The sequence below is a fragment of the Pseudomonas sp. 58(2021) genome (assembly GCF_017491585.1).
Classification (GTDB): Bacteria; Pseudomonadota; Gammaproteobacteria; order Pseudomonadales; family Pseudomonadaceae; genus Aquipseudomonas; species Aquipseudomonas fluorescens_BT.
Window position 1 is genome coordinate 57,949 of the sequence record NZ_JAFGYZ010000004.1, and the last position, 13,228, is coordinate 71,176.

The following is a 13,228-nucleotide window of genomic DNA, read 5'->3' on the forward strand; positions in this document are numbered from 1 at the left end:
TCTTCGCGGGCAAGCCCGCTCCCACAGGACTCGGTGTGATGCCGAAATAGCAGCCGCACCACAAACCATTGTGGGGGCGGGCTTGGTCCGGGCGGCGATCCGACGAAGAGGCCAGACCGGTTTACATCAATGTCGGATCAGTTTGCTGCGTAGCTGCTCCATGGAAACCTGGTCCGGTTCCACCCAGAATTGCGGCTTGCCCGCGACCTCGGCAGCCACCGGCAACCCGTCGCGATACACCAGCCGATTGCTCGCCAGCGCCGGCACTTTCGTGCCTGGTAGCAGGGTGCCGACGAGGTTCAGCGGATCGACCCCGCACACGGCGATCAGGCTGCCGTCAGGAGGGCGACGGCGGACTTCGCGCAGGAGCGGTATCGCCTCAGGCAGGGCGAATTGCTCGCCGGCCAGACCGCTGACAAATCGCCCGCCACGAATCTCGCCCCGCGCCTCCAGCCGATGGAACGTGCGCAGCAGTTCGCGCCAGCTGGGCAGCCAATCGGCTTCGCGTTCCAACAGACGCCAGAACACCACGCCATAGCGGCGCAACAAGGTCATGGCGATGTGTTCGAGGGCTTCGGGCGACGGCGGTTGACGGTTTTCCACCACCGGCCCGCGACGTAAAAGCGCCCAGCGACCGGCATCGTCCATGCCGCCGACAAACGCCCCGCGCCCGCGTCGACTGCTGCGTTGCTGGCGCTTGCTCGCCGGGGTGATCAGCGCTCGCAATCCGGCAAAGCTGTCGGCATTCACCAGACCGGCGCCGACCAATTCCTGCAAGGCGATTTCCAGTTCGGTGCGCAGCAGGTGCGCTTCATGAATCAGCTCATCGAAAAACAGCGCCCCATGCTGGCTGAGGGCCTCGAAGACTTTGTGCGTCTTGGGTGACAGTTCGCTGGCGGGTGTCTGCTCGGCCAGCGCACTCCATAACCCGACCTGACTGCGCGGCAGCAACACGATCGGTGTGCTGCGAAGCGCCGTTCCGCTGGTTTTCTGCCGGGCGCTGAGTCGCATCCACACCTGTTTTCCACTGCGGCACAGATCATCCAGCCAGCTCGGTGAATAATCCTTGAGCCTGGCCGGAAGAATGTCACTGTCCCACGCCGATGCCGCTGCCGGGTAGCCTTCGAACTGACCGATAATCGCCGGCAACACGGCGCTGCCCTGACCACGGGTGGACGGGGACAAGTGCTGCCAGTCGAACAGAAACCGCATGAAATCCTGCAACGCCACCGGCTCGATTTCCCGGCGCAGGCGCTTGACCGTGTAGCGGTGAATGCGCGCCAGCAGATGCCGTTCGCACCATTCTTCAATCGTCAGCCCCGGGGTGAACCGACCGCGCAGCACATAGCCTTCACGTTCCAGTTGGGCGAGGGCTTGATGGACGTGTGCGGGCGGCAATGACAGCGGTTGTGCGATGGCCTCCAGTGGCAGGGGGCCGAATGCACTCAGTCGTGCGCGGATGACTTCCACCAAGGCATCGTCGGTGGTCCAGGCTTCATCGAAACCTGGCAGTGCTGGCAGTGCCGAAGACGCCTGTGGATAAAGCGCTTGCAGACAGGTCAGGCGTTCCCGCGCCAGCCACAGCGAATGCTCGGGATCGATTTGCAGTTGGCAGGCTCGCCCGGTCTCGGCCAACGCATTCAGCCAGTCGCGCCAATGCAGGTTGGCCTCGACTTCGCGGCCGCTGATGCAGGCCAGGCTCATCAGCGCTTCATGCATTTCATCGGCGCTGTTCGGCGTCGGCCACGCCTCTTCGCGCACGGCGTCGATCGCGTCGGCGTCCAGCGCGCCGAGGTCATCGGTGGATTGCGGATCGCTCCAGCGGCGATTCAGCACGGCCTGGGTCCGCCGCTCTTCCAGTGGTGCATCGTCAAGAAAGGTGTAGGGGCGGGCACTGAGGATTTCCGCCGCCAGCGGCGAGGGCGCCGGCAGGTCGCGAGCGATCAGCCGCACTTCGCCGCATTCCATGCGCCGCAGCAATTGCAGCCAGCCTTCGCAGTCCATCGCCTCGTGCAGGCAATCGTCGAGGGTCTGTTCCACCAGCGGATGCTCGGGAATTTCCCGTTCGCCGGCGAGATTTTCCAGGCAGGCGATCTGATCGGGAAACACGCTGGCGATGAGGTCTTCGCTTTTCATTCGCTGCAACTGCGGCGCGACTTTGCGCCCGCCCGTGTAGCGCGGCAGGGCCAGCGCCACCCCGGCATTCCAGCGCCAGCGTACACCGAACAGCGGTGCATCCAGCACCGCCTGAATCAGGATGTGCTCGGCGCTGTTGCTGTGCAGATAACGCCAGACGTCATCGAGCTCGAAACTGTGGCTGGTGGACAGCGACAGGACGATGGCGTCTTCACTGGCGGCGGCCTGCAATTCGAAGTTGAAGGTGCGGCAGAAACGCTTGCGCAGGGCCAGACCCCAGGCACGGTTGATGCGGCTGCCGAACGGCGAATGGATGATCAGTTGGGTGCCGCCGGACTCGTCGAAAAACCGCTCCATCAGCAGCGTGTCCCGGGACGGCAGGGCGCCGAGGGCGAGGCGGGTACGGGCTAGATAATCCACGAGCTGTTCGGCGCTGGCCAGGTTCAGGCCGAGGGTGTCGGTCAGCCAGTCGAGGGCAGGTTGCAGATTGCCGGGGCTGGCACTGAGCAATTGATCGAGTTGCGCGTGCAGCCGAGCCACGGCCGCCGACAGTTCATCGCTGCGCCCCGGGGCCTCGCCGAGCCAGAACGGAATGGTCGGCGGCTGGCCTTGGGCATCCTCGACCCGCACCTTGCCGGTTTCCACCCGCAGGATTCGGTAGGAAGTATTGCCGAGCTGGAACACATCACCGGCAATGCTTTCCACGGCGAAGTCTTCGTTGACGCTGCCGATGTTCAGGCTTTGGGGTTCCAGCAGTACGCTGTAGTCGGCGTTGTCCGGGATGGTGCCGCCACTGGTGACCGCTGTCAGCCGCGCACCGCGCCGCCCACGCAGGGTTCGGCTCACCGCGTCGCGGTGCAGGTAGGCGCTGCGGATGCCCTGACGGCCGTTGTAACCCTCGGCGAGCATGCCCAGCAGCGCCTGATAATGTTTTTCGTCGAGGCGGGCGTAGGGCTCGGCCCGGCGGAACAGTGCGAGCAAATCGTCCTCGCCCCATTCCTGGCAACTGACCTCGGCGATGATCTGTTGCGCCAGCACGTCCAGCGGCGCTTGGGGGATGTGCAGCGTATCGAGTTCACCCCGGCGCACGCAGTCGAGCAGCGCGGCGCATTCGATCAGGTCGTCGCGGGTGGTGGCGAACAGGCGCCCCTTGGGCGTGCCGCCGACCTGGTGTCCCGAGCGGCCGACCCGTTGCAGAAAACCGGCAATCGAGCGCGGCGAGGCGATCTGGCACACGAGGTCGACTTCGCCGATGTCTATCCCCAGTTCCAGCGACGCGGTGGCGATCAGCACTTGCAGCTCGCCACGCTTGAGTCGCTGTTCCGCATCGAGCCGAAACTCTTTGGCCAGACTGCCGTGGTGCGCCGCCACCGCGTGTTTGCCGAGGCGTTCGCTCAGATGTCGGCTCAGGCGTTCGGCCAAGCGTCGGGTGTTGACGAAAATCAGCGTGGTGCGGTGTTCACGGGCCAGCGTGGCGAGACGGTCGTAGACCAGTTCCCAGACGTCATTGGCCATTACGGCGGACAACGGCACCGGCGGTACTTCGATGCCCAGATCCCGTGGGCGCGCGTGGCCGATGTCGATGATTTCGCAGGGGCGCTCATGGCCGACCAGAAACCGTGCGACCGCATCGATCGGTTTTTGCGTGGCCGACAGGCCGATGCGGGTCAGCGGTTCGGCGCACAACGCCTGCAAGCGTTCGAGACTCAAGGCCAGGTGGCTGCCACGCTTGCCGGCGGCGATGGCGTGTATTTCATCGACGATGACAGTACGCGTGGTGCCAAGCATCTTGCGGCCGGACTCGGAACCGAGCAGCACGTAGAGCGATTCCGGAGTCGTCACCAGAATGTGTGGCGCGCTCTTGCGCATGGCGGCGCGGTCTTTTTGCGGGGTGTCGCCGGTACGCACGGCGGTGGTGATTTCCAGCGCCGGCAGATCCATTTGGCGTAACTGTTCGGTGATTCCCGCCAGCGGATTCTGCAGGTTGATGCGGATGTCGTTGGACAACGCCTTGAGCGGCGAAACGTAGACCACCAGCGTTTCGTTCGGCAGACCGTCCGGGGTTTCCAGGCCACGGTGAACCAGATCGTCGAGTACCGCGAGAAACGCGGTGAGGGTCTTGCCGGAGCCGGTGGGTGCGGCGATCAGCGTCGAACAGCGTTGGCGGATCAACGGCCATGCGCGGGCCTGGGCGGCGGTGACCGTCGCAAATGTGCGGCTGAACCAGGCGCTGACGGCGGGGTGAAAGCCTGCCAGCGCCGCGTCCTTGGGGATGGGCAGATTCATGTCTGCAGTTATGCGGGTGGGCGGGCGAAGTTGCAAGTACCGCTGGAGATCTACACTTTACGGGTGACGGTTGCGCACTAAACCCGCAAAATGCAACGATTCCGGCAATTATCGACGACGCTGTACCAAACATCGTCGCCAAAGCCATCGTTCCAATCAGACTGGGCCTGCTGACTCTATGCGAATGCGCCTTATGTTACTGGGCGGCGGAAATGCCCTTGGGCAGGCGCTGATTCGCCTCGGTGCGGAGGAAGACATCGGTTTCCTCGCCCCCCGCCCTCCCGAAGACGGCTGGGATGCCGCGAGCCTGACTCAACTGCTCGACGACACTCGTCCCGATGCGTTGATCAACCTTGCCTACTATTTCGACTGGTTCCAGGCCGAGACCGTCAGTGAAAGCCGTCTGTCGGGTCAGGAACGCGCCATCGAGCGTCTGGCCGAACTGTGCCAGCACCACAATATCGTGCTGGTGCAGCCCTCCAGCTACCGGGTATTCGACGGTTCCCGCGCCACCGCCTACAGCGAAAAGGACGAGCCGGTGCCGCTGGGCCTGCGTGGTCAGGCGCTGTGGCGGATCGAGCAGAGCGTGCGGGCCACTTGTCCGCAACACGTGCTACTGCGTTTCGGCTGGTTGTTGGACGACAGCCCGGAAGGCATCCTCGGCCGCTTCCTCGCTCGTGCTGAAAAGCCGGACGAATTGCTGCTGGCCGACGACCGTCGCGGCAACCCGACCCCGGTCGACGATGCGGCCCGGGTGATCATCTCGGTACTCAAACAACTCGATTGCGCCGCGCCGCTGTGGGGCACTTACCACTACGCCGGCCATGAGGCGACCACGCCGCTGGCGCTGGGGCAGGCGATTCTCTCCGAGGCTCGCAGCCTGCATCCGCTGGCGATCGAAGAACCGACCGCCCAGGCTCACGCCGCGCGTGAGGATGCCGCCGAAGAACCGCAACACGCGGTGCTGGCCTGCAAGAAGATTCTGCACACTTTCGGGATCAAGCCGCGCGCCTGGCGTGCCGCACTCCCGGGCTTACTGGATAGGTTTTATCGTCATGGCTGAAGGCCCTGTTTTAATCACTGGCGGCGCCGGCTTCATCGGTTCGCACCTGACTGACGCGTTGCTCGCCAACGGCCATTCGGTACGGATCCTCGATGACCTGTCGACCGGCAAACGCAGCAACCTGCCGCTGGACAATCCCAAGGTCGAACTGATCGTCGGTGATGTCGCCGATGCCGCTTTGGTCGCCCGTGCGATGCAAGGTTGCAGCGCAGTCGCGCACCTGGCCGCCGTGGCCTCGGTGCAGGCGTCGGTGGATGATCCGGTGAAAACTCACCAGAGCAACTTCATCGGTACGCTCAACGTTTGCGAAGCCATGCGCGAGGCCGGCGTGAAGCGCGTGCTGTTCGCTTCCAGCGCAGCGGTCTACGGCAACAATGGCGAGGGCGAGTCGATCGACGAGGACACGCCGAAGGCGCCGTTGACACCGTACGCCTCGGACAAGCTGGCGGGCGAACATTACTTCGATTTCTACCGACGCCAGCATGGTCTGGAACCGGCGATCTTCCGCTTCTTCAACATCTTCGGCCCGCGTCAGGATCCGTCCTCGCCATACTCCGGCGTGATCAGCATCTTCAGCGAACGCGCGCAGAAAGGTTTGCCGATCACCGTGTTCGGCGATGGCGAGCAGACCCGGGACTTCATGTACGTCGAAGATCTGGTCGATGTGCTGGTGCAGGCTCTGGAAAAGCCGCAAGTGGATGTCGGTGCGGTGAACGTCGGCTGGAATCAGGCGACCAACCTCAAGCAGATGCTGGCCGCGCTGGAAGCGGTGGTCGGTGAGCTGCCGCCGGTCAGTTATGGCCCGGCGCGTTCCGGTGACATCCGTCATTCGCGGGCGAACAACGGTCGCTTGCTCGAGCGCTTCAAGTGCCCGACGCCAACGCCGATGAGCGTTGGCCTGGCACGTCTGCTCGGCCGCTGAGCTTCTCGCAGACATGAAAAAGGCGCCTTTGACAGGCGCCTTTTTCACGGCCGGAAATCGGGTTTCAAACCGGTTTCCTGTAGCGAGGGAGCTTGCTCCCCGGTCGATGGCGTAACATCGCCGTCAGTTCTGAGTCAGCCCGCCACCAAGCCTCATTCACCACCACGTGAACGTTCTTTGATTGCTCGCTTAGAACTTGTAGCCCAGACCGACCATGTACACAAATGGATCGACGTCGACGTTCACTTTTGCGCGAGTGCCCGGGGCCACGGCGTTGTTCTCGACGGTGGCGCGGGTGTCGATGTCGATGTAGCGCACCTGGGCGTTGAGCATGATGTTGTCGGTCAGCATGTAGTCGGCGCCGACCTGCCAGGCCAAGCCCCAGGAGTTTTTCGCCTTGAAGTTGCTGAAGCCGTTGGACTGGGCTTCGCTGCCGACGTGCTCGTCGTAGATCCAGGTGTAGTTGATACCGCCACCGATGTACGGCTGGAACGGCGACTTCGCGTCCAGCGGGTAGTAGACGACGCTCAGGGTTGGCGGCAGGTGTTTGAGGGTGCCGAGTTTGCCGTTGGCAGCCGGCAGGGCTGTGCCCTTGAGCTTCACGTCATGCTCGAACGGCGAGGCGGCCAACAGCTCGATGCCGATGTTGTTGGTCAGCATGTAGGCGAAGTTCAGACCCAGTTGGGTGTCGCTGCTCATGGTTGCCTTGCCGCCCAGGTTGGTGCCGCTCAGCGGACCCTGATCGACCTTGACGCTGGAGCTGTCGGCCTTCGGGTTGACGGTGATCGCACCGGCACGAACGATGATGTCGCCGGCTTCGTGGGCGTGGGCGAGCGGGGCTGCGAGCGCGAGGGCAAACAGCGAAGCGCTGAGCAAGGACTTGTTCATGGAAGCTCCCAAAGGACGTTAAAAATGTTTGATGTCCTATGGTACGAATCCGTCTGATACGGTCTTTTGACTCAGCTCAATGAAACAGTGATGGCGGGTTTATTTGTGGAACCTTTGCCGGCCCCTTCGCGAGCAGGCTCGCTCCCACAGGTGAATGCATTCCAAATGTGGGAGCGGGCTTGCTCGCGAAAGCGATTGATCAACCGGTACAAAACTATCGGGATTTACTCCGGCAGTTCGTACACATAAATCTTGTCCGCTTCCATCTGATACCCGGCGTCAGCCAGTTCGCTGGTGGACGGCTTGACCTGCAACGGCCCTTCGACCCAGTACGGCTGATACAGCTCGTCGAGTTTCACGCCGACTTCGCTTTTCACGTGCACGATCTGGTTCGACGGCGGTGGCGGCACGTGGATGCAGGCGCCGAAGTACGGCACCAGCAGGAAGTCCGTGGTGCGGCCTTCCTCGCTGACTTCCAGCGGCACGATGTAGCCCGGCAGACGGATGTTCTGGCCGTCGAGGCTTTGCACCACCGGGGCGTTGGGCAGGTCTTGCTTGGCTGCTGGTGCCGACTCGGCGGACAGCGCATCGCTCATCTTCGAGAGGTCATGCAGCGGCGTCATGTTCGGCACTTCGGGCGCCGCGTCCGGCGGGATCATCTCCGACCAGGTCAGGTCTTTCGGCGCTGCTGCCCAGACGGGCAGAGCGACGAGCAACAGCAGCGCGAGTACAGCGCGGGGCATGGTGAACATCCTCATAAACGGATTGACAGGCCATCGGCCAGGGATTGGCGATACGCGCGCCAGGCCGGCACGCTGCCCATCAGCAGCGCGGCCGCCAGAATGCCACCGAGCAGCGTCCATTCATACTCGCTTGGCCACGCCAGCGGCAGATACAACCCGTAATTGGCCTGCACATAACCCTGAGCGGCGGCAATGCCGAGGTACAGCAACGCCAGCCCGGCGATGACTCCGGTCAGCGCCAGGGCGAAGGCTTCCAGCACCAGCAGGCTTGCGATGTGCCACGGCCGCGCACCGACCGAACGCAGAATCGCCATTTCGCGGCGACGCTCGTTGAGGCTGGTGAGAATCGCTGTGAGCATGCCGATCAATCCGGTGAGCACCACGAACAACGACACCACGAACAACGCTTTTTCGGCGGTGCTCATCAGGCTCCACAACTCCTGCAAGGCCACGCCCGGCAGGATTGCCAGCATCGGCTCGCCACGGAATTCGTTGATCTCCCGTTGCAGGGCGAAGGTCGAAATCTTGCTGTTGAGGCCGAGCATGAACGCGGTGATCGCTTGCGGCGTCAGGTCCATGTTGCGTGCCTGATCGGCGCTGATCCGTCCGTTGCCACGGGCCGGCACACCGTTGTGCCAGTCGATGTGGATCGCCTCCATGCCGCCGAGGCTGATGTGCAAGGTGCGGTCTACCGGGGTGCCGGTGCGCTTGAGAATGCCGACCACGGTGAACGGTTTGTCGTCGTGCTTGACCAGACTGATCGCCGCCACGCCGTGGGCGAGCACCAGTTTGTCGCCGAGCTTGTAATGCAACGCTTCGGCCACTTCGGCACCGAGCACCACTTCGAACGGATCGGTGGCGAAGGCGCGGCCGTCCGCCAGTTCCAGGTGCTGCTGGCGACCGTACTGGTAATGCTCGAAATAGGCTTCGGTGGTGCCCATCACCCGGTAGCCGCGATGGGAATCACCGAGGGACATCGGAATCGCCCACTTCACTTTCGGGTTGCTGGCGAAGTGCTCGAAGCTGTCCCAACGGATGTTGTTGGTGGCGTTGCCAATGCGAAACACCGAATACAGCAACAGGTTCACCGAACCGGAACGGGCGCCGACGATCAGGTCGGTGCCGCTGATGGTGCTGGCGAAACTGGCCTTGGCTTCGGTGCGCACCCGCTCAACCGCCAGCAGCAGGCAGACGGAGAGGGCGATGGCGAACGCGGTGAGCAGGGCGGTGAAACGGCGGTTGGCGAGGCTGGCCATGGCCAGACGGAACAGATACATCTCAGACCTCGGCAGGCGTGGCGGCGCGATTGAGTTCGGCCAGGGACAGATGACGGTCGAACAGCGGCGCCAGACTCTGGTCGTGGCTGACGAACAACAGGCTCGAACCGGCCTCGCGGCACTCGGCGAACAACAGGCGAATGAAGTTTTCCCGGGCGTCGTAATCCAGTGCCGAAGTCGGTTCGTCGGCGATCACCAGTTCCGGTTGACCGATCAATGCACGCGCAGCGGCGACCCGTTGCTGCTGACCGATCGACAGCGAATCGGCGCGACGGCCAAGAATGCTTTCGTCCTTCAAACCCAGGTGAGCGAGCAGCGTCGCCGCTGCCTGATCGACGCTGCCGTGACGTTGCTTGGCACGTTCAGCACGCAGCTTTGAAAAGTGGCAGGGCAACTCGACGTTCTCGCGCACCGAGAGAAACGGCAGCAGGTTGAACTGCTGGAAAATGTAGCCGGTGTGATCGACGCGAAAGCGATCACGGGCGCCGGCACCCAGTTCGGTCAGTTCCTGGCCGAGCAGGCGAATGCTGCCGCGACCGGGTTTCTGCACGCCGCCGAGCAGCCCGAGCAGCGTGGTCTTGCCGCTGCCGCTGGGGCCCTTGAGGAACAGGGTTTCACCCGGTTCCAGTCGAAACGCCGGGATGTCCAGCAGCGGCGGGTGACCGGGCCAGTTGAAGCCCAGGTCGGACAGTTCGATGAGTGCTTGGGTCATGGCGCCGTTCGTGATCAGAATTTCAGGGCGGCGGCCTTGGCCGTCACTTCGGTGCCTTGCTGGCCGCTCGGTCCGATCAGTTGTACCTGAATTTTCTGGGTGGCCGGGAAGGTATTGAAAATATTGGCCAGATCCAGCGTATTCAAGGCACCCGGCGCTGCGCAGGTGAACTGATAGTGGGCGTGGATTTCGCTGTGATCGTGGTGATGGGCGTCGCCACCTTTGGCGTCTTCGTCGTGGTCATCATCGTCGTGATCGTCGGCATCCGGCTTGTCGCCGAACAGTGGGCTTTCCAGTTTCTGACTGACGACTTTGCAACCGGCGGCGGCCGGCAGGCTGAACAGCGCCAATGGTTTTTCCAGCTGTGCGCGGGCGGCGGCGACCTTGGCCTTGTCGGCATCACTGGTGGCGACGTGTTCGAAGCCGACCAGGTTCATCGCCGGGCTTTCCAGCTCCAGTTCGAGTGTCTGGCCATCGAGCGCGGCGTTCAGGCGACCGACGCCATGTTCGTGGGCACCGAGGCTGCCGTGTTCATGATCGTGGTCATGTTCATCGGCAGCCTGGGCGATGGCCAGCGGCAACAGGGCAAACGGCAAAGCGAGCAGCAGACGACGCATGGCGAACTCCGGGAAGTAAAGTGAAGAGTTTGTTATGTAATCTTATAACGAAAGTGCGCAGAGTTTGCCCGCCCGCTTGGCGTTACACAAGTCCCATGGGAGCATGCAGGTCAGAAATGTGCGGGAGAAAAGCTTATGTTGCGGATACGCGGAACCGTCGGCGAATTGCCGGTGGATTTGACCCTGGAACTGGATGAAAGCGATTGGGCGCGGCTCGGTTCGCAGTTCGGCGTGCAGGTGCAGGCCAACCAGCCGCAGACAGCCGCAGCGGCGCCTGTGGCGAAACCGGTCAATCAGGATGACGCGTTGTGGCAGGTCGCCAGGGATCTGTTGCGCAAGGCCGGAAAACTCAGCGGGCCGGAGTTGCTGGATCAGCTCGAAGGGCTGACCGGCAGCGCGGCGGCGGGCAAGCGCCTGCTGGTGCGCCTGCGGCATTCGTCGGACGTGAAAGTGGCGAGCGGCGGGGATACGCCGCTCTACAGCTGGATCGAGTAAGCGCTTAGTACAGCGCGGCAAACATCTTGCGCCGGTAGGCAGTCACCAGCGGGTGATCGTTGCCCAGCAGTTCGAACACTTGCAGCAAGGTCTTGTGCGGCAGGCCTTCGCCGTAGCTGCGGTTGCGGATGAACAGCTTGAGCAGGGCGTCCAGTGCTGCTTCGTATTGCTGACGGGCCAGTTGCTGGATCGCCAGTTGATACACCGCCTCATCATCCTGCGGGTTCTGCGCCAGACGGCTTTTCAGGTCGGCGGCATCCGGCAGGTCACGGGCCAGGCCGAGGAACTTGATCTGCGCCTTGGCGCCCGCCAGTGCAGCCTTGTGTTCGTCGCTCTTGACCGCGTCGAGCACGGTTTGCGCTTCGCCCAGCTCGCCGCGTTCGGTCAGGCATCGGGCGTAGAGAATCAGCGCCTTGGCGTTGGTGTTGTCTTCGTTGAGCATCACCACCAGCGCGGCTTCGGCATCGGCGTAACGGCCGTCATCGAACAGCGCCTGGGCTTGCTCGAACGGATCAGCCGCTGCCGGTGGTGGCATTTTTACGTGAGGTTCGAGCAGGGCGCGCACGGCGGATTCAGGCTGGGCCCCGGCAAAACCGTCCACCGGTTGACCGTCCTTGAACAGCACCACGGTCGGCAGGCTGCGGATGCCGAAGCGGGCGACGATGTCCTGTTCGATATCGCAATTGACCTTGGCCAGCAGCAACTCGCCCTGATAGCTCTCGGCGATCCCTTGCAGCATCGGCATCAACGCCTTGCACGGCGCACACCATTCGGCCCAGAAATCCACCAGCACCGGTTTTTGAAAGGAAGCCTCGATCACCGACTGGTCGAAGTCGGCCGTCGTGGCGTCGAAGATGTACGGCGTTTGCTGACTCATGGGGTCTCTCGTAAAAGCGTGAATGGGGCAACTATACGGTCAGGCGCGGGCCGCGTGGTAGAGGCTGACATGGCGAAACTCTTCGGGCTCGGCCAGATCCGGCAGGGTCATGGCTTCGAGCATTTCGATGCGCCGGTACAGCGGATGACGGAAATCCCGAACCCGCGAATCAGCCACCAGCGCTTCGCGACCGCGACTGAGAAACGCGTCGAGCAGCGGCAGGTTTTCCCGGTCGTAGAGAACGTCGGCCACCAGGATCAGATCGAAGCGATCGGCCTCGGCGAAGAAGTCCGTGGAATAGCTCATCTGTACGTCATTGAGTTCGGCGTTGGCCCGGCAGGCGGCAATCGCCAGCGGGTCGAGGTCGCAAGCCACCACCTCCAGCGCACCGGCCTTCACCGCCGCGATGCCGGCAATCCCGGAACCGGCGCCGAAATCCAGCACGCGTTTGCCTCGAACCCACTCAGGAAACTCCGCCAGATACCTCGCCACCGCCAGGCCGCTGGCCCAGCAGAAACTCCAGTACGGCGGTTCGTGCAGGATTCGCCGGGTTTCCTCCGGGCTGAACTCCCGGGCCATGTTGTCGCCGTCGATCAGCCACAGCTTCAAATCAGTGTCCGGCAGTGGGCAGGTCACCAGTCGGGCATCGCCGAGCAACTCGCCCAACGCCTGTTGCAGGTCCAGCGGTGCATTCATGGCGCTTTGACAAATTGCATTTGGCCCAGGGCCTGGGTGGTCGGCTGGCTGATGGTCTGCGACGGCAGATGCAGGATCAACTGGCCGGACTGTGTGGCGCGGCCACGCAGTTCGACCCGCGCCCCGGCCGGGAACGCGTCGGGGTTGAAGCGCAGGCGAAACGGCAGAACCTGGTTGTTGCCGATCAGGCTGGAGCTGGCGAGCAATTGTTGCGGGCGACCTTTCTCATCGATCACCAGCAGTGCCAGTTCGACTTCGGCGCCCGTCGGCACGCCTTGCAGGGTGCCGCTCAGTTCACGTTGATACGCAGGCAGCGGGCCGAGGTCGGCAGCTTCTTTGGCCTTTTTCTGCGCCTGTTGCGGCGCCGGGCCCGGCGTTGGCGGCTGCGGCTTGGGTGCGTCGCTGCCGCAGGCCACCAGCAGGCTGAAAACACTGAGCAAAACGAGCGGTCGTAACGACATTGGTGGCTCCGTCAAAATGAAATCCATGGATCAAACGATCATGGCAGTCTGTATA

General features: G+C 63.1%; 12 protein-coding genes. 3 read left to right on the top strand and 9 right to left on the bottom strand.

The features are described from left to right. Positions 1 to 126 precede the first annotated feature (126 nt). Positions 127 to 4,422 (bottom strand): DEAD/DEAH box helicase, encoded by a 4,296-nt coding sequence (locus tag J5M72_RS05710; RefSeq protein ID WP_207864581.1) that lies wholly within the window; start codon positions 4,420 to 4,422, stop codon positions 127 to 129. A 178-nt stretch (positions 4,423 to 4,600) separates the two neighbouring features. On the opposite strand from J5M72_RS05710, the gene J5M72_RS05715 reads away from it, so the two are divergent. Together J5M72_RS05715 and J5M72_RS05720 are read left to right on the top strand one after the other, a co-directional pair. Further along, positions 4,601 to 5,485: a sugar nucleotide-binding protein gene (locus J5M72_RS05715; protein ID WP_169432113.1), complete on the top strand. Its 885-nt coding sequence runs from the start codon at positions 4,601 to 4,603 to the stop codon at positions 5,483 to 5,485. After that, positions 5,478 to 6,407: an NAD-dependent epimerase/dehydratase family protein gene (locus J5M72_RS05720; protein WP_207864583.1), complete on the top strand. Its 930-nt coding sequence runs from the start codon at positions 5,478 to 5,480 to the stop codon at positions 6,405 to 6,407. The genes J5M72_RS05715 and J5M72_RS05720 overlap by 8 nt, the downstream gene beginning before the upstream one ends. A gap of 189 nt (positions 6,408 to 6,596) precedes the next feature. On the opposite strand, the gene J5M72_RS05725 is transcribed toward J5M72_RS05720, so the two are convergent. From J5M72_RS05725 to J5M72_RS05745, 5 genes are all read right to left on the bottom strand, one after another. Next, positions 6,597 to 7,295, bottom strand: a complete 699-nt coding sequence (locus J5M72_RS05725) for an OmpW family outer membrane protein (RefSeq protein ID WP_169432111.1) — start codon at positions 7,293 to 7,295, stop codon at positions 6,597 to 6,599. Between the two features lie 224 nt (positions 7,296 to 7,519). Beyond that, positions 7,520 to 8,038, bottom strand: a complete 519-nt coding sequence (locus J5M72_RS05730; protein WP_207864585.1) for a DUF3299 domain-containing protein — start codon at positions 8,036 to 8,038, stop codon at positions 7,520 to 7,522. Between the two features lie 11 nt (positions 8,039 to 8,049). Beyond that, the gene (locus tag J5M72_RS05735) at positions 8,050 to 9,315 is read right to left on the bottom strand and encodes an ABC transporter permease (RefSeq protein WP_074691637.1); all 1,266 of its coding nucleotides are present in this window, start codon (positions 9,313 to 9,315) and stop codon (positions 8,050 to 8,052) included. A gap of 1 nt (position 9,316) precedes the next feature. Then, complete coding sequence (locus J5M72_RS05740; protein ID WP_169432109.1) at positions 9,317 to 10,027, bottom strand: ABC transporter ATP-binding protein; 711 nt, start codon at positions 10,025 to 10,027, stop codon at positions 9,317 to 9,319. Between the two features lie 14 nt (positions 10,028 to 10,041). Then, positions 10,042 to 10,644: a DUF2796 domain-containing protein gene (locus tag J5M72_RS05745; protein ID WP_169432108.1), complete on the bottom strand. Its 603-nt coding sequence runs from the start codon at positions 10,642 to 10,644 to the stop codon at positions 10,042 to 10,044. Between the two features lie 135 nt (positions 10,645 to 10,779). On the opposite strand from J5M72_RS05745, the gene J5M72_RS05750 reads away from it, so the two are divergent. After that, positions 10,780 to 11,139: a hypothetical protein gene (locus tag J5M72_RS05750; protein WP_169432107.1), complete on the top strand. Its 360-nt coding sequence runs from the start codon at positions 10,780 to 10,782 to the stop codon at positions 11,137 to 11,139. 4 nt (positions 11,140 to 11,143) lie between these two features. On the opposite strand, the gene trxA is transcribed toward J5M72_RS05750, so the two are convergent. The 3 genes from trxA to J5M72_RS05765 are packed head-to-tail and all read right to left on the bottom strand — an operon-like array spanning position 11,144 to position 13,173. Then, a complete protein-coding gene (gene trxA / locus J5M72_RS05755; protein WP_207864587.1) occupies positions 11,144 to 12,016 on the bottom strand; it encodes a thioredoxin in 873 nt (290 codons plus the stop codon). Between the two features lie 39 nt (positions 12,017 to 12,055). Continuing rightward, positions 12,056 to 12,712, bottom strand: a complete 657-nt coding sequence (locus J5M72_RS05760) for a 50S ribosomal protein L11 methyltransferase (protein WP_169432106.1) — start codon at positions 12,710 to 12,712, stop codon at positions 12,056 to 12,058. Next, a complete protein-coding gene (locus tag J5M72_RS05765; protein ID WP_169432105.1) occupies positions 12,709 to 13,173 on the bottom strand; it encodes a YbaY family lipoprotein in 465 nt (154 codons plus the stop codon). The genes J5M72_RS05760 and J5M72_RS05765 overlap by 4 nt, the downstream gene beginning before the upstream one ends. Between the last annotated feature and the right edge of the window lie 55 nt (positions 13,174 to 13,228).

Excerpts from the sequence above, each read along its gene's own strand:
- J5M72_RS05710 (WP_207864581.1), bottom strand. The coding sequence starts at position 4,422 with ATGAATCTGCCCATCCCCAAGGACGCGGCGCTGGCAGGCTTTCACCCC.
- J5M72_RS05715 (WP_169432113.1), top strand. The coding sequence starts at position 4,601 with ATGCGAATGCGCCTTATGTTACTGGGCGGCGGAAATGCCCTTGGGCAG.
- J5M72_RS05720 (WP_207864583.1), top strand. The coding sequence starts at position 5,478 with ATGGCTGAAGGCCCTGTTTTAATCACTGGCGGCGCCGGCTTCATCGGT.
- J5M72_RS05725 (WP_169432111.1), bottom strand. The coding sequence starts at position 7,295 with ATGAACAAGTCCTTGCTCAGCGCTTCGCTGTTTGCCCTCGCGCTCGCA.
- J5M72_RS05730 (WP_207864585.1), bottom strand. The coding sequence starts at position 8,038 with ATGCCCCGCGCTGTACTCGCGCTGCTGTTGCTCGTCGCTCTGCCCGTC.
- J5M72_RS05735 (WP_074691637.1), bottom strand. The coding sequence starts at position 9,315 with ATGTATCTGTTCCGTCTGGCCATGGCCAGCCTCGCCAACCGCCGTTTC.
- J5M72_RS05740 (WP_169432109.1), bottom strand. The coding sequence starts at position 10,027 with ATGACCCAAGCACTCATCGAACTGTCCGACCTGGGCTTCAACTGGCCC.
- J5M72_RS05745 (WP_169432108.1), bottom strand. The coding sequence starts at position 10,644 with ATGCGTCGTCTGCTGCTCGCTTTGCCGTTTGCCCTGTTGCCGCTGGCC.
- J5M72_RS05750 (WP_169432107.1), top strand. The coding sequence starts at position 10,780 with ATGTTGCGGATACGCGGAACCGTCGGCGAATTGCCGGTGGATTTGACC.
- trxA (WP_207864587.1), bottom strand. The coding sequence starts at position 12,016 with ATGAGTCAGCAAACGCCGTACATCTTCGACGCCACGACGGCCGACTTC.
- J5M72_RS05760 (WP_169432106.1), bottom strand. The coding sequence starts at position 12,712 with ATGAATGCACCGCTGGACCTGCAACAGGCGTTGGGCGAGTTGCTCGGC.
- J5M72_RS05765 (WP_169432105.1), bottom strand. The coding sequence starts at position 13,173 with ATGTCGTTACGACCGCTCGTTTTGCTCAGTGTTTTCAGCCTGCTGGTG.